The organism is Actinokineospora sp., assembly GCF_050699995.1.
Lineage (GTDB): Bacteria > Actinomycetota > Actinomycetes > Mycobacteriales > Pseudonocardiaceae > Actinokineospora.
In genome coordinates, this window is the sequence record NZ_JBOHGC010000674.1 from 1 (window position 1) to 19,734 (window position 19,734).

Annotated in this window: 19 protein-coding genes; 12 read left to right on the forward strand and 7 right to left on the reverse strand. The window is 69.2% G+C overall.

Going from position 1 to position 19,734, the window contains the following annotated elements:
- The 6 genes from ACRDSQ_RS33045 to ACRDSQ_RS33070 all read left to right on the forward strand — a co-directional run.
- On the forward strand, positions 1–836 hold an 836-nt coding region (locus ACRDSQ_RS33045), incomplete at its 5' end, for a hypothetical protein (RefSeq protein ID WP_431426625.1).
- 293 nt (positions 837–1,129) lie between these two features.
- Positions 1,130–6,073, forward strand: coding sequence for an NAD-glutamate dehydrogenase (locus tag ACRDSQ_RS33050; protein ID WP_431426626.1), 4,944 nt, complete (start codon positions 1,130–1,132; stop codon positions 6,071–6,073).
- Positions 6,074–6,252: 179 nt separating this feature from the next.
- Positions 6,253–6,696 carry an acyl-CoA thioesterase gene (locus tag ACRDSQ_RS33055; protein WP_431426628.1) on the forward strand — a complete coding sequence of 148 codons (444 nt, stop codon included), beginning with the start codon at positions 6,253–6,255 and terminating at the stop codon, positions 6,694–6,696.
- Positions 6,689–7,321 (forward strand): hypothetical protein, encoded by a 633-nt coding sequence (locus tag ACRDSQ_RS33060; RefSeq protein ID WP_431426630.1) that lies wholly within the window; start codon positions 6,689–6,691, stop codon positions 7,319–7,321. Before ACRDSQ_RS33055 ends, ACRDSQ_RS33060 begins: the two co-directional genes overlap by 8 nt.
- 76 nt (positions 7,322–7,397) lie before the next feature.
- A complete protein-coding gene (locus ACRDSQ_RS33065; protein WP_431426631.1) occupies positions 7,398–8,243 on the forward strand; it encodes a helix-turn-helix domain-containing protein in 846 nt (281 codons plus the stop codon).
- A 6-nt stretch (positions 8,244–8,249) separates the two neighbouring features.
- Positions 8,250–8,474 (forward strand): DUF397 domain-containing protein, encoded by a 225-nt coding sequence (locus tag ACRDSQ_RS33070; RefSeq protein ID WP_431426633.1) that lies wholly within the window; start codon positions 8,250–8,252, stop codon positions 8,472–8,474.
- Here ACRDSQ_RS33070 and ACRDSQ_RS33075 read toward each other — a convergent pair.
- From ACRDSQ_RS33075 to ACRDSQ_RS33090, 4 genes are all read right to left on the reverse strand, one after another.
- Positions 8,455–8,865, reverse strand: a complete 411-nt coding sequence (locus ACRDSQ_RS33075; RefSeq protein WP_431426635.1) for a hypothetical protein — start codon at positions 8,863–8,865, stop codon at positions 8,455–8,457. The two genes, ACRDSQ_RS33070 and ACRDSQ_RS33075, sit on opposite strands and share 20 nt — an antisense overlap.
- Before the next feature lie 238 nt (positions 8,866–9,103).
- Positions 9,104–10,702, reverse strand: coding sequence for a glycoside hydrolase family 13 protein (locus ACRDSQ_RS33080; protein ID WP_431426636.1), 1,599 nt, complete (start codon positions 10,700–10,702; stop codon positions 9,104–9,106).
- Between the two features lie 79 nt (positions 10,703–10,781).
- Positions 10,782–11,165: a globin gene (locus ACRDSQ_RS33085; protein WP_431426638.1), complete on the reverse strand. Its 384-nt coding sequence runs from the start codon at positions 11,163–11,165 to the stop codon at positions 10,782–10,784.
- A gap of 24 nt (positions 11,166–11,189) precedes the next feature.
- The gene (locus ACRDSQ_RS33090; RefSeq protein ID WP_431426639.1) at positions 11,190–12,152 is read right to left on the reverse strand and encodes a mechanosensitive ion channel family protein; all 963 of its coding nucleotides are present in this window, start codon (positions 12,150–12,152) and stop codon (positions 11,190–11,192) included.
- A gap of 158 nt (positions 12,153–12,310) precedes the next feature.
- On the opposite strand from ACRDSQ_RS33090, the gene ACRDSQ_RS33095 reads away from it, so the two are divergent.
- Positions 12,311–12,949 carry an HNH endonuclease gene (locus ACRDSQ_RS33095; RefSeq protein WP_376771705.1) on the forward strand — a complete coding sequence of 213 codons (639 nt, stop codon included), beginning with the start codon at positions 12,311–12,313 and terminating at the stop codon, positions 12,947–12,949.
- Positions 12,950–12,978: 29 nt separating this feature from the next.
- On the opposite strand, the gene ACRDSQ_RS33100 is transcribed toward ACRDSQ_RS33095, so the two are convergent.
- On the reverse strand, positions 12,979–13,290 hold the full coding sequence (locus ACRDSQ_RS33100) for a hypothetical protein (RefSeq protein WP_431426641.1): 312 nt from the start codon (positions 13,288–13,290) through the stop codon (positions 12,979–12,981).
- 453 nt (positions 13,291–13,743) lie between these two features.
- Here ACRDSQ_RS33100 and ctaJ point away from each other — a divergent pair, with 453 nt between their 5' ends.
- Positions 13,744–14,001 (forward strand): aa3-type cytochrome oxidase subunit CtaJ, encoded by a 258-nt coding sequence (gene ctaJ / locus ACRDSQ_RS33105; protein WP_431426643.1) that lies wholly within the window; start codon positions 13,744–13,746, stop codon positions 13,999–14,001.
- Positions 13,988–14,482, forward strand: a complete 495-nt coding sequence (locus tag ACRDSQ_RS33110) for a DUF5130 family protein (protein WP_431426644.1) — start codon at positions 13,988–13,990, stop codon at positions 14,480–14,482. The genes ctaJ and ACRDSQ_RS33110 overlap by 14 nt, the downstream gene beginning before the upstream one ends.
- Before the next feature lie 363 nt (positions 14,483–14,845).
- Here the strand turns inward: ACRDSQ_RS33110 and ACRDSQ_RS33115 are convergent, their stop codons facing one another.
- Positions 14,846–15,652: a TSUP family transporter gene (locus tag ACRDSQ_RS33115; protein WP_431426646.1), complete on the reverse strand. Its 807-nt coding sequence runs from the start codon at positions 15,650–15,652 to the stop codon at positions 14,846–14,848.
- A gap of 62 nt (positions 15,653–15,714) precedes the next feature.
- On the reverse strand, positions 15,715–18,267 hold the full coding sequence (gene pepN / locus ACRDSQ_RS33120) for an aminopeptidase N (RefSeq protein WP_431426648.1): 2,553 nt from the start codon (positions 18,265–18,267) through the stop codon (positions 15,715–15,717).
- A 187-nt stretch (positions 18,268–18,454) separates the two neighbouring features.
- On the opposite strand from pepN, the gene ACRDSQ_RS33125 reads away from it, so the two are divergent.
- Genes ACRDSQ_RS33125 through ACRDSQ_RS33135 form a run of 3 tightly spaced genes read left to right on the forward strand, consistent with a single transcriptional unit; the run spans position 18,455 to position 19,606 of the window.
- Positions 18,455–19,060 carry a DsbA family protein gene (locus ACRDSQ_RS33125; protein ID WP_431426649.1) on the forward strand — a complete coding sequence of 202 codons (606 nt, stop codon included), beginning with the start codon at positions 18,455–18,457 and terminating at the stop codon, positions 19,058–19,060.
- Between the two features lie 30 nt (positions 19,061–19,090).
- Positions 19,091–19,417: an ADP-ribosylglycohydrolase family protein gene (locus ACRDSQ_RS33130; RefSeq protein WP_431426651.1), complete on the forward strand. Its 327-nt coding sequence runs from the start codon at positions 19,091–19,093 to the stop codon at positions 19,415–19,417.
- 3 nt (positions 19,418–19,420) lie between these two features.
- On the forward strand, positions 19,421–19,606 hold the full coding sequence (locus ACRDSQ_RS33135) for an ADP-ribosylglycohydrolase family protein (RefSeq protein ID WP_431426653.1): 186 nt from the start codon (positions 19,421–19,423) through the stop codon (positions 19,604–19,606).
- The last annotated feature ends 128 nt before the right edge of the window (positions 19,607–19,734 follow it).

Consider the following 19,734-nt stretch of genomic DNA (forward strand, 5'->3'; position numbering starts at 1 on the left):
CCGCCCAACCGCGCGAATCCGTTCCCGCCCGGGAGCCCGCCGCCGTGGCCGAGCAGCCCGCACCCGCCGCCGAGGAACGCGCCGCCGTTGCCCACGAACGCCCAACCTTCGCCGAGGAACGCGCCGCCGCCAGGGAGCGTGGATTCGGTGCCGAGGGCGGCGCGCACGGCCCGGGCTCGTCTGCACGCGAACGCAGTTCCGACCGGGAACGTGATCGCGCGGCCGAGGACCCTGCCCCCGTCCGGCAAAGTGGATCTGCTGCCCAGGAACGCTCCGCAGCCAAGGAACGCCCTGCAGCCAAGGAACGCCCTGCAGCCGAGGAACGCGAAACCTCTGGCCCCGAACGCGAAACCGTGGCCGGGGCACCCGCGGCTCTCGCCCAAGAACCCGCCACCGCCCACGAGCCCGAACCCGCCGTCGACGTGATCCCTGGAGCGGCTCGCTCCGCGGCCGCCGCCGCCTGGGCCAGGCGAACCGCGGGCAAGCCCGACGAGGAACGCTCCCGCCGCCTCTCCGCCGTCGACGGCGGCAGCCAGACCTCGGCGGTCCGCCGCACGGCCCGCCGCGAGCGGTCTTCGAGTGGCCTGGCCGAGCTACTGGCGGAGGCGATGGTGGCGTACCAGGAGACCACCCAGCCCCCACCCACCCCATCAGGAACCTGGGCCGCCGACGCCCGCGCCGTCGACGACATCCCCGCCCCACCCGAAGAGCAACCCGGCGGCCGCCGCCGCGCCCCGGAAGACGCCACACCCCCCGCCACGGGCAACACCCGCTCCAACTTCCGCGGCAGGCACCGTTCGTCCGAGTGGGCCCCAGCCGACATCGACAGCGGCTGACGGACCCGGCCCGACCGAACCCCCCGCCTCGCCGCCACACACCGCTCTCCGCAAGTCGACAGCCGCCCACGCGACCGCCACCCTGTACTCACCGGTAAGCCCACCGGGCCTGCGACCGAACGGCCCACCCGTCCAAACCGGACACACCGACCCCGTGAAACCCACTATCGGCAACAACTTCCGACAGCATCCAACGACCTCCCCCGGTGCTGCCCGAACCGCCCCACGGCGGCACTAGTGTGTGGGTTGCATGTGGCACACCGGCGTGCCACCTAGCGTGGAGTCGCCTGAAAATGACCTCGACTGGAATTTCGTCCCGCACCGACGGAGCCGTCAGCGTCGACGGTTCGGCGTCCGACGGACGGCCGGTCAGCCCCGAACAAATCCGAGACGACCTCATCGAGCGGGCCGCGGAGCAAGCGCCCGATATCGCTGACCTGATTCGCCTCTACTACCGGTACATCCCACCGGAAGAGGTACTCGACGACGACCCCGTGGACCTCGTCGGTGCCGTGCGGTCGCACGCGCAGCTGGCTGAGAAGCGGGTCAAGGGCCGCCCTGCCGTGCGCATGGTGAACCCGAACTCCGGCCAGGACGGCTGGAGCACCCCCGGCTCCGTCGTGCAGCTCGTCACCGACGACATGCCCTACCTGGTGGAGTCCGTCTCCGCGGAGCTTGTGCGCAGCGGCGTGCAGGTTCAGCGGGTCGTGCACCCCATCGTCGTGGTTCGCCGCGATGTGGCGGGCGGTCTGCGGGAGGTCCTGCCGACCTGCGACCCGGACGACCCGCCAGGGGGCACGTTCGCCGAGTCGTGGATGTACATCGAGGTCGACCTCGTCTCCGACGCCGACCGCGCCCGGGAGATCGAGAACAGCCTCCTGTCGGTGCTCAACGACGTCCGCGAGGTCGTCGAGGACACCGACCGCATGATCAGCACCGCCCGCGCGCTGGCCGACCAGCTGGAGGCCCACCCGCCGTCGCTGGAGGCCGAGCAGGTCGCCGACGGCGCCGCGCTGCTGCGCTGGCTCGCCGACGGCCACTTCACCTTCCTCGGCTACCGGCACTACGAGCTGGTCGAGGCGCAGGGCGACCCCGCCCTGCGCGCCGTGTTGGCCACCGGCCTGGGTGTCCTGCGCCAGGACAGCCTCGCCTCCCGCAGCCTCACCGCGGGCCCCGACGCCGCCGAGAGCGCGCTCGCGCCGAGCCTGCTGGTCCTGACCGAGGCCAGCGCGCCGTCCACGGTCCACCGCTCCACGTACCCGTATTTCGTGGGCGTCAAGACCTTCGACGCCGACGGCAACGCCACCGGCGAACACCGCTTCCTCGGCGTGTTCACCACGAACGCGCTGCACGAGGATGTCCTCGACATCCCCGTCGTCGAGCGCCGCGTCCGCGAGGTGATCCACCGCGCCGGCTTCCCGATGGAGTCCTACTCCGGCCAGCGCATGCTGGAGCTGATCCAGAACTGGCCCCGCGCGGAGCTGTTCTCCACCACCGCGGACTCCCTGTACTCGACCGCGACCGGTGTCATCGCGCTGGCGGACAGACGCAGGCTGCGCCTGTTCCTCCGCAAGGACCCGTACGGCCGCTTCTTCTCGTGCCTGGTCTTCCTCCCGCGTGACCGCTACACGACCACCACCCGGGTCGCGATGCAGGAAGTGCTTCTCGACGAGCTCAACGGCACCAACCTGGAGTTCAGCACCCGCGTCGGCGAGACCCCGCTCGCGCAGGTCTACTTCATCGTCCACACCGACCCGGGCAGCAACGTCGACCCGGACGTCGCGCGCATCCAGGACCGGCTCACCGAGGCCGTCCGCAGCTGGGACGACCGCATGGTCGAGGCCGTCTTCGGCGAGGGCCGCGACAGCGCGGACAGCGAGTCGCCCACGGAGCTTGGCCAGCGCTTCGCGAGCGTGTTCCCCGAGGCGTACAAGGAAGATTTCGACGCCATCGACGCCCTCGCCGACCTGCGAAAACTGCAGGGTCTGCGGGACGACGGCGACCTCGACATGTCGTTCTACGTCCCCGAGGACGCCGAGCCGGGGGAGCGCCGCTTCAAGCTCTACCTCGCGGGCGAGGGCGTGACCCTGTCCAAGGTGCTGCCGATGCTGCAGCAGATGGGCGTCGAGGTCGTCGACGAGCGCCCCTACGACCTGCACCGCGAGGACGGCGAGCGCTGGTGGATCTACGACTTCGGCCTGCGCATCGAGCCGAGTGTGCTGGAGAGCCGCACCGCCGAGCAGATCGACGCGCTCAAGGTCGACTTCCAGGAGGCGTTCGCCGCCACCTGGCGCGGTGACGCGGAGTCCGACAACTTCAACGCCCTCGTCCTGCGCGGCGGCCTGACCTGGCGCCAGGCCTCGGTGCTGCGCGCCTACTCGCGCTACCTGCGCCAGGCGGGCACGCCCTACAGCCAGGAGTACATCGAGGACGCCGTCCTGGCCCACACCCAGGTCGCGACCGCGCTGGTCGGCCTGTTCGAGGCCAGCTTCGACCCGGCTTCCCCGGAGGCCGAGCGGCGCACCCAGATCGAGCACCGGATCGCCGAGATCACCACGATGATCGACAGCGTGACCAGCCTCGACGAGGACCGGATCCTGCGCAGCCTGCTCACCCTGATCCGGGCGACGCTGCGCACGAACTACTTCGTCCGCGACGCCCAGGGCAGGCTGCGGTCCTACCTGGCGATCAAGCTGGAGCCCCGCGCGGTCCCCGAGCTGCCCGAGCCGCGCCCGCGGTTCGAGATCTTCGTCTGCTCCCCGCGCGTAGAGGGTGTCCACCTGCGCTTCGGTTCGGTCGCGCGTGGCGGTCTGCGCTGGTCCGACCGTCGCGAGGACTTCCGCACCGAGGTCTTGGGCCTGGTCAAGGCGCAGGCGGTCAAGAACGCGGTGATCGTGCCGGTCGGCGCGAAGGGCGGCTTCTTCGTGAAGAAGCCCGCCGCCCCCACCGGCGACCCGGTCGCCGACCGCGAGGCCTTCATGGCCGAGGGCATCGCGTGCTACCGCATGTTCATCTCCGGCCTGCTCGACCTGACCGACAACCTGGAGACCGGCAAGGTCGTCCCGGCCAAGGACGTCGTCCGCTACGACGCCGACGACACCTACCTGGTCGTCGCCGCCGACAAGGGCACCGCGACGTTCTCCGACATCGCCAACGAGGTCGCCAAGAGCTACGGCTTCTGGCTGGGCGACGCGTTCGCCAGCGGCGGCTCGGTCGGCTACGACCACAAGGCCATGGGCATCACCGCCCGCGGCGCGTGGGAGAGCGTGAAGCGGCACTTCCGGGAGCTGGGCCTCGACACCCAGACCCAGCCGTTCACCGTGGTCGGCGTCGGCGACATGTCCGGTGACGTCTTCGGCAACGGCATGTTGCTCTCCGAGCACATCCGCCTGGTCGCCGCGTTCGACCACCGGCACATCTTCATCGACCCGGAACCCACCACGGCGGCCACGTTCGCCGAGCGCAAGCGGCTGTTCGAGCTGCCGCGGTCCTCGTGGGACGACTACGACCGCACGCTGATCAGCGAGGGCGGCGGCGTGTGGCCGCGCACCCTCAAGTCGATCCCGATCAGCCCGCAGGCGGCGCGCGCGCTGAGCCTGCCGGAGGGAGTCGAGAAGCTCTCGCCGCAGGAGCTGATGAACGCGATCCTGCTCGCCGAGGTCGACCTGCTGTGGAACGGCGGCATCGGCACCTACGTCAAGGCGTCCACCGAGTCGCACGTCGACGTCGGCGACAAGGCCAACGACGCCATCCGCGTCGACGGCTCCGCGCTGCGGGTCAAGGTCGTCGGCGAGGGCGGCAACCTGGGTCTGACCCAGCGCGGCCGCATCGAGTTCGCCCGCTCCGGCGGCAAGGTCAACACCGACGCCCTGGACAACTCGGCCGGTGTCGACTGCTCCGACCACGAGGTCAACATCAAGATCCTGCTCGACGAGCTGTGCCGAAAGGGCGAGCTCGACGGCGAGCAGCGCAACGCCCTGCTGGCCGAGATGACCGACGAGGTCGCCGACCTGGTGCTGGCCGACAACTACCGGCAGAACGAGGTGCTCGGCGTCAGCCGCGCGCACGCCGCGCCGATGCTGTCGGTGCACGCGCGCCTGGTCGAGTCGCTGGAACGCGACAGCGGCCTCGACCGGCGGCTGGAGGCGCTGCCCACGCGTGAGCAGTTCAAGGCGATGGACAAGGCGGGTGAGGAGCTGAGCTCGCCCGAGCTGGCCACGCTGCTCGCCCACGTGAAGCTGTCGCTCAAGGAGAAGGTGCTCGCCAGCGAGCTGCCCGACCAGGACGTGTTCGCCCGCAGGCTCCCGGAGTACTTCCCGAGCCAGCTGCGCGACCGGTTCGGCAAGGCGATCGGCGGCCACCCGCTGAGCAGGCAGATCACCACGACCCTGCTGGTCAACGAGGTCGTCGACGGCGCGGGCATCTCGTACGCGTACCGGCTCGCCGAGGAGATCAGTGCGAGCCCGACCGACGCGGTCCGGGCTTTCGCCGCCGCGACGCGGATCTATGACCTGCCCGCGGTGTGGGAGGAGATCGCGGCGCTCGACAACGTGGTCCCGACCGACATCGCCGACCAGGTGGTCCTCGCCACCCGCCGCCTCCTCGACCGCGCGTCGCGCTGGCTGCTGACCAACCGGCCGCAGCCGCTCGCCGTGGGCGCGGAGATCACCCGCTTCCACGACGCTGTCGGCAGTTTGAGTCAGCATGTCAGTGGTTTGCTTCGCGGGAGCGCGCGCGAAGAGGCGGAGGCCGAAGCCGCGCAGATGATCGCCGGGGGAGCGCCCGCGGACCTCGCCAAGCGCATCTCGGCGATGCTCGACTGGTATTGCCTGCTCGACATCATCGAGGTGGCGGAACTGGCGGAGCGTGACGAGGGCTACGACGAGCGAAGCGCGTTGGAGACGGCTGATCTCTACTTCGCCCTGTCGGACCACCTCAACATCGACGCGATGCTGACCGCCGTCAGCGCGTTGGAGCGGGGCAACCGCTGGCACGCGCTGGCACGGCTCGCGCTGCGGGACGACTTCTACGGTTCGCTGCGCGCGATCACGTTGGACGTCCTGCGCCAGAGCGACCCGGGCGACTCGGCCGAGGACAAGATCGCCGCGTGGGAACACGGGAATGCCTCGCGCCTGTCGCGGGCCCGTGCGTCGCTCGCGGAGATCTACAACTCGGGCACGTTCGACCTGGCCACGCTGTCGGTGGCCGCCCGACAGATCCGCAGCATGGTGCGTTGACCACCCGCGAGTCCCCAGTTCACGACAATGAGTTCTCATTTCGCGACAGCCGAGTTCCTCGTTCGGAACTGACAGGTGGTGCCTAGGGCGTCGCGAAATGAGAACTCATTGTCGTGAACCGGGGACTCGCGACCGCGTTGGGTAGGGTCTTGAGGGTTGGCTGCTGAGAGGGTGACGCTGTGGGTGTGTTCGTCTCGGAGATCCGGCCGCGCTGGTCTGACATGGATGCTTTCGGGCACGTCAATCACGCGAGCACCGTGACCCTGCTCGAAGAGGCCCGCGTGGATCTTTTGTTCCACGAAGCGAGCCTGCGCGGCGCCAACGACATGGCCGCGGGCGTGGTCATCGCGAAGCTGTCGGTGGAGTACCACGCCCCGCTGTTCGCCACCGGTGGTTCGGTGCGGATCGAGTTGTCGGTCAGGGAGATCCGCGGCGCCTATTTCATCCTCGACTACGTGGTCCGCGGCGGCCCGAAGGACACCGACCCGGTGGCGGTGACCGCGTCGACCACACTCGCGCCTTATGACTTGGTGAACGGCAAGCCCCGCCGCATCACCGACGCGGAACGCGATTTCCTCGCCGCGTGGCACAACGGCGGCAATGGTGGTGTCCTGCATGTCTGAGCTTTCGTTCGCAGACCCGTCGGAACGCGCCGACCTCGGCGCTTTCGTGGCCCGCGCGGTGCGGTTGGACCCACAGGCGGTGGTTCGGTTGAAGGGCCGCGAAGGCGGTCTGATCGACGCCTGGGTCGCCACCCCGTTCGACGTCTTGGCGACTCGCACCGCGCGCGGCTCTATCGAGCCCAACGACATGACGGTGTTCGGCAACGAACTCCTGGCAGGCCTGGCGGTTGTTCAAGGCGACCAGATCGACCCCGGCCCGTCCCGGGACATGCAGTGGCGTTCGGCGCTGCCGCCCACGCAGCACTGGCAGGTCGTCGACAAGCTGCCTGCCCGGTTGGTCTCGGACCTCGCCGACAAGGGTTTGGCGGTCGCGCGGGAGAACGTGGGCCCGCAGGGCACCCCACCGGCGTCGCTGCTCGATCAGCCGGTGCTGACCGTGAAGGGCGACGGCCTTGAGGTGAAGGTGCCGCTGCGGTGCCTTTTCGCCTTGTCGGGGATGGGTTTCCTGGCCGAGGGTGATGACGAGAGCATCCGCGTCACGGCGACGGACTCGTGGATGCGTCTGGACGCGCGGTATGGGGCCGTGGTGCGCCGGAGGCACGCTTTGTTGCCGCTGTTGGTCTGACGGGCGTTTCAGGGGCCGGAACGGTACCGCCGGGCATGCGGTGGCTGGTGACGGTGTCCGCTGGTGAGATCGCAGGATGACGAAGCACGGCACAGCCCGTAATCGGGGTCTAGCGGCGGAACTCAAGGCCCTACGCGCCAAAGCGGAGCTGACCACCAGACAAGTGGCGAAACGCGTCGGCATGTCCATAGCCACCGTGAACAGGATCGAGAACGCCCAACGGGAGATCACTCCCGAGGATGTGGCCGCGTTGTTGGCGGTCTACGGTGTGACCGGCCCGGAACGGGCGAGAACCCTTGTTCTGGCAAGGAATGCGAACATCTCCGGCTGGCGCGAAACCGATGGCGAAGGGCTGCCGCTCCACCTGCGAGCGTTGACCTGCTTTGAATCCGAAGCCACCCGGATCACCGATGTGGCGATGCTGAGGGTTCCGGGTTTGCTCCAGACAGCCGCCTACATCCGGTCTGCGCTGATCGCGGTCGGGTTCCCCGAGGACAAGCGGAAAGAGATGGCCACAACCCGTTTGCGCAGGCAGGAAGTCCTGCGCAGGCGCTTTCCGCCAAACTATCGGGCAGTCATCGATGAGGCGGCGCTTCGCCGCCCGGCTGGCAGCCGGGGACTGATGGCAGAACAATGCCGGCACCTCGCTCAACTGACGGAGCTCCCCAATGTCGAGATCCGGGTCATTCCGTTCGAGCACGGCTCGCACGCCGGACTCGACGGAAGCTTCATGCAGCTGGAGTCCGAGAAGCACAACCCGATCATCCATGTCGAGCTGCCTCAATCCTCGATGTTTCTGGATGCGGAACACGAGATCAGGCCGTATCGCGAGACGAGCGATAACCTGTGGAGGGTCGCGCTCAGTTCAGCCGAATCGGTGAAGTTCCTCCGGCGCATCGGATCGGAATACGGCAGGGAGTGAAACAAGATGGACCTTGCTCACGCAGTGTGGCGAAAGTCCAGCCGCAGCGGCGGCACAAACTGCGTGGAGATCGCATGGCTGAAGTCGAGCCGCAGCGGCGGCGGCGACTGCGTGGAGATCGCGCGGCTGCGGGGCTTCTTCGCTGTGCGGGATTCCAAGCACCCCGGCGGTGTCCTGATCTTCCCCGAAGCCGCGTGGGTCCGGGTAGCCGTTACGGCGTCAAACTCCTGATCACCATCGCGGCTGTTCGATCGGCGCGGCCGCAGTCAGGACCCGACCCGCCGCCCGTCCGCACATCGTTGATCAGTATCACGGCCTCATCGGAGATCCCCAGGAACTCCTTGCACGCCCCATACTTCCCCTCCAACTCCCCATTGGCCCTGATCACCGGATACCCCGCCACCGACTCGACCATCCACCCATCGCACCGGGCGGCCGCGGACGTCCCGCACTGGGCGGTCACACCCTTCAGCCCCCGCGTGGCCATGATCTGCACCCGCAGGAATTCCAGCGGCTTCTGCCCAGCACTCCCGGCATGCAGGTCGCAGGCGGCCCGGCCGAGTTCGTCGTTCTTCTCGGCCGTGGGCAGTCCGAGTCCGGCGCGGTCCGCCTCGGTCAGCAAGGCGCAGGGTCGTCGGTGAATCCCTTGGTGTCCAAGGGTTTGGCCACCGAGGGAACATCCAACGTGGTGATCGCCGCGGGGGGCGCCGCGGGTGGGCTGGAGCAGCCCACGAGAGCCAAGGCAGCGAAGAAGAGCGTTCCTTGCCGTATCCCGGCCATGCCTCGTCCTGATCTTCCTCGCGAGCGTGATCAACCAGGCTGACGCTATCCCAGCCCAAGCCCCCGCGCGCGGGGAGCGGTCACACCAGCCAGACCGATGTCTCCGGCGGCAGCTGATTCCCATCCATCGGCCCGCTCGACAGCAGGATCTCCCCCGGCGGCAGCGGCACCGAAGCCGCCGACGTGTTCAGCGCGCAGATCAACCCGCCACCCTTGCGGCGGAACGCGAAACACCCCGGCGGCGCGCCGTACCACTCCAGTTCCGCACCGCCGAATCCCTGTGCCGTCTTCCGGATCTCCAGAGCGTGCCGGTACAGCGACAGCATCGACTCCGGGTCCTCAAGCTGCTTCTCCACCGTCAGCGACCCCCACTGCGGCGGCATCGGCAGCCAAGCCGCCCCCGCGCGGGAGAAGCCGTACGACGGGATCTCGCCCTCCCATGGCAGCGGCACCCGGCACCCGTCGCGGCCGCGCTGGGTGTGGCCCGAGCGCTCCCAGGTCGGGTCCTGCAGCGCCCAGTCCGGCAGGTCGACGTTGGGCAGGCCCAATTCCTCGCCGTTGTAGATGTAGGTGACCCCGGGCAGCGCCAGCTCCACCAGAGCCATCGCGCGCGCCCGGCGCGTCCCCAGCTCGCCGCCGCCGTAGCGGGTCACGTGGCGGACCACGTCGTGATTGGACAGCGTCCACGTGGCCGGGGCGCCGGTCGACTCCACGGCGGCCAGGGAGCGGTCGATCGCGCGACGTACGGAGTCGGCGTCGAACTCGGCTTCCACCAGTTTGAAGTTGAAGCCCAGGTGCAGCTCGTCCGGCCGCACGTACGCGGCGAACCGCTCCTCCTCGTCGACCCAGATCTCGCCGACGGCCATGGTGCCCGGGTAGTCGTCGAGGACCTTGCGGATCAGCCGGTGGATGTCGTGCACCTCGTCGTTGTCGAAGCGCAGGTCGACGAAGTCGGGGGAGGTCGACCCGGCCATGACCGTGACCGCCCGCGGATCCATGTCCGGCAGCCCCGGGGGCTTGGCCATGCCGTGCGCGACGTCGATGCGGAAGCCGTCGACACCCCGGTCGAGCCAGAACCGCAGGGTCCGCACCAGATCGGCGCGCACATCGGCGTGTTCCCAGTGCAGGTCCGGCTGCTGCGGCGCGAACAGGTGCAGGTACCACTGGCCGTCGCGCACCCGCGTCCACGCGGGACCGCCGAACACGCTGGTCCAGTTGTTGGGCGGCGCCGAGCCGTCCGGGCCGAGGCCGTCGCGGAAGTGGTAGCGCTCGCGCTCCCGGCTTCCCGGCCCGGTGCGCAGCGCCTCCTGGAACCACGGGTGCTGATCGCTGGTGTGGTTGGGCACCAGGTCGATCGTGATCTTCATCCCGTGGTTGTGCGTGTCGGCGACCAGCCGGTCGAACGCAGCCAGATCACCGAAGAGCGGGTCGACATCACGCGGGTCGGCGACGTCGTAGCCGTGGTCGGCCATGGGGGAGCGGAAGAACGGGGTCAGCCAGAGAGCGTCCACGCCGAGCAGCTCAAGGTAGCCCAGTCTCGACCGGATGCCCTCCAGGTCGCCGACGCCGTCGCCGTCGGAGTCCGCGAAGGAACGGACGTAGACCTGGTAGAAGACCGCGTCCTGCCACCACGGGGACACCGGGGGACCAGCTTCGGGGGAGTCCGCGGTACGTCGCACGATCGTTCATCCTGCCATTCGCCAGTGTCGGACTCCGCCGTAATCGATCAGTCCGAGCCGTTGGTCTTTCCGGGACCGGTCAGACCCAGCTGTTGAGCATGCTGTTCGCGGCCATCTCCAGGTACTGCCAGAGCTGGTCGCGGTGCTCGGGACGCAGCCCCGCCTCGTCCACGGCTACCCGCATGCACCGCAGCCAAGCGTCCCGTTCGATCGGGCCGATGGTGAAGGGCTGGTGACGCATCCGCAGCCGAGGGTGCCCGCGCTGTTCGGAGTACGTGTGCGGGCCGCCCCAGTACTGCATGAGGAACAGCCGCAGCCGCTCCTCCGCGGGGCCGAGGTCCTTCTCCGGGTACAGCGGGAGCAGAACCTCGTCCTTGGCGACCTCGGCGTAGAACCGGCCGACGATTTTGCGGAAGGTCTCCTCGCCACCGATGGCGTCGAAGAAGTTCTCGGGTGTGGCCACGGCTCCATCCTCGCTTACGGTCGCCTAGGCGGGGGACGGGGGGAACAGTCTGCCCAGCGGCGGCTGGATCCCGGCCTCCTCCACGGCGGCCATCGCACGCGCGCGTAGAGCACGTTGCACCGCGTACTGCCTGCCCGGACGCACCTTCACGGTCATCCGGATGGTGATGCTCTCCGGGGTGACCTTCTCCACACCGAGGACCTCCGGTGGCTCGATAACGTCCTGGGCGAACGTCTCGTCGGCCGCCACCTCGGCCGCGACGCGGCTCAGGATGGTCGTGACCTGATCCACATCGGCGCTGTAGCCGACCGGCAGGTCGAGCACGGCGACCGCGAAGCCCTGGCTGGAGTTGCCGACCCGCAGGATCTCGCCGTTGCGCACGTACCAGACAGTGCCGTTGACGTCGCGCAGCGTGGTGACCCGCAGTCCGACGGCTTCGATCGTGCCGGTGGCCTCACCGAGGTTGACGTTGTCGCCGACCCCGTACTGGTCCTCCAACATCATGAAGATGCCGGACAGGAAGTCCTTGACGAGGTGCTGGGCGCCGAAGCCCAGCGCGACGCCGACGATGCCCGCCGAGGCGATGATCGGCGCCAGGTTCACGCCCAGCTCGCCGAGGATCAGGATGAACGCCAAGCCGTAGATCGCGAACGACAGGATCGAGTTGAGCACCGACCCGATCGTCTTGGCCCGCTGCGCCCGCCGCTCGCTGAGCATCGTGAGCGCCTGGGGCGCCCGCTCGCGCAGCGGCCGCAGCAGCTTGGGCATCTTGCCGTTGCCCGAGGTCAGACGGTCGATCAGGCGCCTGGCGATGAGCCGGATGACGATCGCGATGAGCAGAATCATCGCGATCTTGATCGGCTTGGCGACCAGCCAGTTCGCGGAGGCCGCGAGCCACTGGTTGTGGGTCAGGTCGAAGACCTGCTTGCACCAGGCGTCGGTGTCGACGCACTTGGGCGGTTCTAGGGCGAAAGGGAGCGGATTCATCGGCGCCGACGATAGTCACGATCGTGTGATCCGTCGAAGGCGGTCCGGTAGATCGTTCACACGCATTTCGCGGGGTGATGAGCGACACGTCACGTAACACACGTGCGTTCCGGGGTCGTTCTGTGGTCGACTTAGGGAGCACCGGTGGAGGTGGTCGAGTGCACGACCGACAACCGACTCCTATCGGCGCGTCACTGCACGCGCCGCGGACAACGCTGTGCCCGTCCAATACGGGCCCCGCGCTGGCTCCCGCACGCGCCCCCACGGCGTCGTTACCGTCGTGGGGCAGGCGCCGAGTCCTCCTGCTCAACACCACTTTCGAGCCCCTCACCGCGCTGCCGCTGCGGCGTGCGGTGGTGCTCGTGGTGTGTGGGAAGGCGGAGGTGGTCCACGGTGACCCCGCCGGTCTGGTGGTCCACTCGGCGACGTCGAGCGTGATGGTTCCGTCGGTGATCCGGCTGAGCAACTACGTGCGCGTGCCCTACCGGGGGCGTGTTCCGCTCACCCGGGCCGGGCTGATGCACCGCGACCGCTACCGCTGCGCGTACTGCGGGGGTCGGGCGGAGACGATCGACCACGTGATCCCGCGCAGCCGGGGAGGCCCTCACACCTGGCAGAACTGTGTGGCCTCGTGTGCGAAGTGCAACCACAAGAAGGCCGACAGGCTGCTCAGCGAACTTGGCTGGCGCCTGCGGGTGGTGCCGAACGCGCCGCGGGGGACGCATTGGCGGCTGCTGGCCGGGGTCACGGACGCCGACCCGCTGTGGCTGCCCTACCTGGGCGAGCCCGCCGCGTAGGACTCCGCTCTGAACTTCAGAGGCGCTGATCAGCCGCAGGTGACCCGGGTGCCGCAGGTGACGCGAGTCCCGGAGGTGACCCGGGTCCCGCGCGTCACGCGGGTGCCGCGCTCCTGGGCGGTGACCCGGGTTCCGCGGGTCACACGCGTGCCGCGGTCTTCAGCGGTTACGCGGGTTCCACGGGTCACGCGGGTGCCGCGCTCCTCGGCGGTGACGCGGGTTCCTCGGGTCACGCGGGTGCCCCTGGTCACCCGGGTTCCGCAGGTGATCCTCGTGCCCTGCTGTTCGGCCGTGACCCGGGTTCCGCGGGTGACCCGCGTCCCGCGCTCTTCGCTCGTCACTCGGGTGCCTCGCGTGACCCTCGTGCCCCTGGTCACGCGCGTTCCGCAACTGATCTCGTGTACAGGCTCATCCATTAGGGTGACGATGGTTGCGTGGACGAACGAAGAATTTGTGTACATGGAGTGTCCTCCCGGAGGCGGTCGAACTACAGAACGAGGGTCGATCGACTGCGCAAGAGCCGTATAGGTGAAAGCTATGACCCTGCTGCGTAACCGACAAGACGTCAACCCGCTGGAAGCCGTCACATATCCCCAGTTGGGGCTGTTCGCTCCACTTCAATAGGCTCAACGAGCTAAGTGCTGGGACGTCACTCGGGGGATTGGCGTTACCAGGAGAGCACCAACCGCACACACGGAGCAACATTCGCTATAGCGGACACTCGATTGTGGGACGCCCAACCGGGTAAGGGAGTGGGCGGCGGGGCCACCCGGTCGTCGGATACCGTATCGCCCGTGACGCTTGTCGAGACACTTCTCGTCTTCGCGGGGATTCCGCTGGTCATCTACGGCGTGATCGCCCTGATGACGCTGCGCGAAAACTTCGCCAAGACGCCTCGTTACCGCCCCGGCCAGGAGTGGGAGCACCCCCCGGTCTGGTGGACGGCCAACCCGGCGGGGCTGCACGCGGGCCACGCCTCCGCGGCCCCCTCCGGCGATGTCGACTCCGCGCTCCGGCGCACAGCCAAGGGAGGTGCCCGTGGCAGCTGGTGAGCTCGTCCGACAGGACCCCAACACCCATCTCGTCGAGGACGTCGAGCACGGCTACGGCGTCGTGGTGACCGGCAGCGGCCGGTTGTCCGTCGCCCGGGCCAAGGAGCCCGTCCCCCCTGGCCTGCCTTTCACCCCGGTCCAGCTGACCCGCCTCGACGAGGCGCTCACGCTGTCCGCGCGCGCCACCGGCCTCGGCTTCAGCGTGTACCTCGGCGACCTCGGCGCGGACTCCCGCGCCTACGCGGAGGAACTGCACACCTCCATCGGCGCCGCGTCGACCGACTCGGTCCTGATCGCCGCGTCGCCCGGGCAGCGCAAGGTCGAGATCGTCACCGGCGAGGAAGCCTCCCGGCGGGTCTCCGACCGCGGTTGCAACCTCGCGGTGATGAGCATGGTGGCCTCGTTCAAGGAGGGCGACCTGATCGGCGGCCTCGTCAGCGCCCTGCGCATGCTGAGCGACCAGGCCGGCCGCAAACACTGAGCCAACAGCGAAGAAAGGCCCGGACCACGTGGTCCGGGCCTTTCTCATTTCGGCGGCAGCCTCGGCCACAGCAGGGCCGCGACCGCTTGCCGACGCGCAGGGGTCACCGGGCGACACGACCTCGACTCGCACCTGCTCGTGGCCGTTGGGCAGCACCGATCGGCCCAGCGACACGTGCTCGGTCAGAACCGAGCACTCACCGTCTTGGGCTTGTGTCAACGATGTCCTGCCCGCGATGGCTGAAGTGCCCGGGTCACCCGGCCCCTGGACGATCGACCTGCCCGCGGTGATCGAGACCGTGAGCCGTGGCCCGTCGGGCACGCCGACCTGGCAGGCGTGTCGAGCCGGTCCGGCGACCGCCACTCACCGCACGGGAACCGACCGGTGCCGGGCGAGCTTCACCGCCGAGACCAGCAAGATCACCGCGAGCGCCGGGATGAGAACAGCGTCCGGAACCACCCCGAGCAACAGCCCGCCGAGCGCCGCGCCCATGACCGAGCCCACGACCATCACCGCGACGAAGCGGATGTTCTCGCGCAGCACCACGAAGCTCTGGTCGCGGCTGTAGCGGGCGAAGGCCACCAGCATGGTCGGCAGCGACACCAGCAGGGACAGGCTGCCCGCGATCTTGATGTCGACGCCGTACAGCAGCACGATCGTCGGGATCAGCAACTCGCCGCCCGCGACGCCCATGATCGCGGCCACGACGCCGATGCCGAACCCGGCGGCCACGCCCGCGGCCGTGCGGACTCCCGCGGGCATGGTGAGTGCCGCGAAGTCTCCATGGGTAACCAGCAGTGCCACGGCCATCAGCACCAGCAGGGCGGCAAGGACCCGGTAGAGGGTGCCCGTGCGCATCCGCACCGCCCACGCCGCGCCCGCCCAAGCGCCGAGCAGGCTGCCCGCCAACAGGTTCACCGCGACCGGCCAGTGGGCGCCCAACTCGGCCAATGGCACGGCGGCCAGCCGGGCAGGCAGCGCGGTGAGGACGACGACCAGGCTCATGGCCTTGTTGAGGATCACCGCGGACAGCGCGGCGAAGCCGAACAGCCCGATCAGCAGCGGCAGCCGGAACTCCGCGCCGCCCAGCCCGATCATGCCGCCGAGCAGTCCGACCGCCGCTCCGCTCACGAACACCAGCGGGGTCGCCCGCGGAACGTCGGTCAGCACGGCTACCCCTCTCCGGACAGAGCGGCGGCGACCACGGAGGCCGCCGCCGCTCTCGACCGACACTACGAGCCGTCGAACTCCCGGGCGGCCAGGGCGCGGATGATGCCCGCCCGGCCTTCCGAGACCAGCCTGCGCAGCGCGGGCGGGTGTTCGTCGGCCAGCCACGCGTCCGAGGCGTCCACTGTGGACTGGGTGACCGCCCACGCCGGGTACAGCCCCAGCGCGACCGACTGGGCGCGCTCGCTCGACCGCCGCGCCCACACGCCGGCCACGTCGGCGAAGTACCGCGCCGCGTACGGGGCCAGCAGCTCGCGCTGGGCCGGGTGGGAGAAGCCGCCGATGATGGCCTCGTTCACCGCGTTGGGCAGTTCGTCGTCGTGGACCGCGCGCCGCCAGGCCTCGTCCTTGGTGTCCGTCGTGGGACGCAGCGCCATCGCCCGCTCGGCCTGCCGGTGACCCGTCGCGGTGGAGTCGGTCTTGAGCTCCGCCTCGATCTCCGAGTCGTCCGCCGCGCCGTGGGCGACGAGCGCGTGCAGCAGCCGCCAGCGCAGGTCCGTGTCGACGACCAGACCCTCCAGCGGCGCCGACCCGTCGAACCAGCCGCGCAGGATCGCGACCTTGGCGTCGTCGAGGACCGACCCGGCCAGCGAGTTCACGAACGCGAGCTGATGGTCCGAACCGGCCTCGGCGGAGTTGGCCAGCTCCAGGATGCGGTCGGTGAACATGGTCCAGCCCTGCGGCACCCACGCCGTGTCGGCGTAGGACGCGATGGCGGTCTGCGCCTGCAGCAGCAGGCGCTGCACGACGCCGACCTCGCTCTCCGCGGCCAGGCCGTGGCACACCAGGCTGACGAAGTCGCGGGCCTTCAGCTCGGCCTCGCGGGTCATCTCCCAGGCCGCCGACCAGCACAGGGTGCGCGGCAGCGGCTCGGTGATGTCGCCGATCCGGTCGATCAGCGTGGTCAGCGACCCGGTGTCGAGGCGCATCGTGCAGTAGGTCAGGTCGTCGTCGTTGACCAGGACGAGCTTGCCCCGCGGCACCCCGACCAGCTCGGGCACGACCGTGCGGTCGCCCTGAACGTCGATCTCCACCCGGTGAGTGCGCACGAGCGTGCCGTCGACATCGTCGTAGACGCCGATCGCGACCCGGTGGGTGCGCAGCTCGCCCTTGCCGGGCTTCGCGCCGCCCTGCAGGACCGCGAACTCCGTGAACTCGCCGTCGGCGTCGACGTCGAAGCGCGGACGCAGCGAGTTGAGGCCGGTGGTCTCCAGCCACTGCGCGCTCCACCACGACAGGTCGCGCCCGGACGCCTGCTCCAGCGCGCCCAGGAGGTCGGCCAGAGTCGCGTTGCCCCACGCGTGCTTGTCGAAGTACACGCGCAGCCCAGACAGGAAATTCTCCAGCCCGACGTAGGCCACGAGCTGCTTCAGGACGCTCGCGCCCTTGGCGTAGGTGATGCCGTCGAAGTTGACTTCGACCGCCTGCACGTCCGGGATGTCCGCGGCGACCGGGTGCGTCGACGGGAGCTGGTCCTGCCGGTAGGCCCACGACTTCTCGATGTTGGCGAAGCTGGTCCACGCGTGCTTGTACTCGGTGGCCTCGGCCTGCGCGAGCACCGACGCCCAGGTCGCGAACGACTCGTTGAGCCACAGGTCGTCCCACCAGCGCATGGTCACCAGGTCGCCGAACCACATGTGCGCCATCTCGTGCAGCACGGTCTCGCAGCGGCGCTCGTAGGCGTAGCGGGTGACGCGGCTGCGGAAGACGTAGTCCTCCAGGAACGTCACGCAGCCCGCGTTCTCCATGGCGCCCGCGTTGAACTCCGGCACGAAGCACTGGTCGTACTTGCCGAACGGGTACGGCACACCGAAGTTGCGGTGGAAGAACTCGAAGCCCTGCTTGGTCTCGACGAACAGCTTGTCGGCGTCCATGTGCTCGGCGAGCGAGGCGCGGCAGTAGATGCCGAGCGGGATGGTGCCCGACTCGTCGCTGAACTCGTCGCGCCACTCCGAGTACGGGCCCGCGACCAGCGCGACCAGGTACGTCGACATCCGCTCGGTGGTGTTGAACACGTGCCGCACGGCACCCGCGGCCGGCTCGGCCGACGCGCTCGCCGCGTTGGAGATGACCTTCCAGTCACCCGGCGCGGTCACCGTCATCGTGTAGACGGCCTTGAGGTCGGGCTGGTCGAAGCAGGCGAACATGCGCTTCGCGTCGGCCGTCTCGAACTGGGTGTAGAGGTAGACACTCTTGTCGACCGGGTCGACGAAGCGGTGCAGGCCCTCACCGGTGTTGGTGTAGCCGCACTTGGCCACCACGGTCAGTTCGTTGGACTCGGCGAGGTCGGTGAGCGCCAGGCCCTGCTCCTCGTCGAAGCCGGACACATCCAGGGCGACGCCGTTCAGCTCGGCGGACTCGACGGCGCCGACGAGGTCGACGAACGTCGACGCGCCCACCTCACGGCTGGTGAAGCGGACCGTCGAGCGCGAGGCGAAGGTCGACTCGCCAGGGTGGCCGGTGCCGTCGGTGAGGTCCAGCTCGATGGAGTACGACTCCACCTCCAGCAGCGCGGCGCGCTGTTGGGCTTGGTCTCGGGTCAGGTTGGGCGCGGCCACTAAACACCTCGGTCGACTCGTTGGCGGGAACTGCGGAACTCGGCACTGACAATCGCATCCAATCACGCGGGACCGCGTCAAGGTGGCGAGGAGTGCACGGGAAGCTTTCCGGGTAGTGCTGTGTTGGAGCCGACGGGGCCACCGTCCTCCGCCGAACAGGCGTTGACATCCGATGGGGAGATCCCGCATGAGTTCGACGAAGGTCGACTTCTACTTCGATCCCGCCTGCCCGTTCGCCTGGATCACCTCGCGGTGGATCCTCGAGGTGGAGCGGCAGCGCGACATCGAGCTGAACTTCCGGGTGATGAGTCTCTCGGTCCTGAACGAGGGCCGCGACCTCGAGGACTGGTACCAGGAACTGATGGACAAGGCGTGGGGGCCGGTGCGGGTGCTCATCGCCGCCGCGCGGGCCCACGGGGACAGCGTGCTGCGCGACCTCTACACCGCGATGGGCACCCGGATCCACAACGAGGGCGAGTCGGACTACACCCTCGTCATCGAGGAGGCGCTGGCCGAGGTCGGCCTGCCCGCCGACCTCGCCGCCGCGGCCACGAGCGGCGAGCACGACAAGGCGCTGCGGGCCAGCCACCACGAGGGCATGGACCCGGTCGGCGACGACGTCGGCACCCCGACGATCCACATCGACGGGGTCGCGTTCTTCGGCCCGGTCCTCAACTCGGTCCCGCGCGGACAGGACGCACTCGACGTGTTCGACGGCGCCCGGCTGCTCGCCGGCTACCCGGACTTCTTCGAGCTCAAGCGCACCCGCACGGGCAAGCTGAACTTCGACTGACTCGCTGTCCGCTGCCGGATCTTGTTCGGGTTGGCGCACGGGGACGCGCTCGGCGAGCCGACGGAGTTCATGACCGTCGAGGAGATAGACCGCGCGTACGGCCCCACAGGTCCACGTGACCTGGTGGGCGACCCGGCGCTCGTCACCGACGACACCCAGATGGCGCTCGCCGTCGCCTGGGCGCTCCACGGTGTCGATCACCTCACGGCCGACTCGGAACTCACCGCCTACGCGACCCGGCTCCTCGTCGACGGGCTGCCGGCGGCCGAGCTCGTGCGCTGCCTCGCGAGCGCTGGATCGCCGAGGAAGCGCTGTTCACCGCCCTGTATTCCTTCGGCACGCGGACGACCCGGTTGAGCGATCGTCCGAGGCGCGCGCACCTCCGGTGACTCGGACTCCATCGCCGCGCTGGCGGTCGCCTTCGCGGGCGCGGCACACGGCATGGACGCGTGGCCCGCGCACTGGGCCGACCGGATCGAGTACGCAGATCAGTTGTCCGAGTTGTCACAGGACTGGTCCGGGGTGGATGTGGAACAGTTGGGTTAACCGTGCCACCGCTTGGAGGACTCATGTCTGCACCCGTCATGACCCGCACCGGCCACGTCATCGGCGGCAGGCTCGTCGACAGCGCGGGCGAGCGGATCGACGTGGTCAACCCGGCCACGGAGGAGATC

Coding starts and splice junctions, on each gene's coding strand:
- ACRDSQ_RS33050 (WP_431426626.1), top strand. CDS start 1,130: ATGACCTCGACTGGAATTTCGTCCCGCACCGACGGAGCCGTCAGCGTC.
- ACRDSQ_RS33060 (WP_431426630.1), top strand. CDS start 6,689: ATGTCTGAGCTTTCGTTCGCAGACCCGTCGGAACGCGCCGACCTCGGC.
- ACRDSQ_RS33065 (WP_431426631.1), top strand. CDS start 7,398: ATGACGAAGCACGGCACAGCCCGTAATCGGGGTCTAGCGGCGGAACTC.
- ACRDSQ_RS33070 (WP_431426633.1), top strand. CDS start 8,250: ATGGACCTTGCTCACGCAGTGTGGCGAAAGTCCAGCCGCAGCGGCGGC.
- ACRDSQ_RS33090 (WP_431426639.1), bottom strand. CDS start 12,152: ATGAATCCGCTCCCTTTCGCCCTAGAACCGCCCAAGTGCGTCGACACC.
- ACRDSQ_RS33125 (WP_431426649.1), top strand. CDS start 18,455: ATGAGTTCGACGAAGGTCGACTTCTACTTCGATCCCGCCTGCCCGTTC.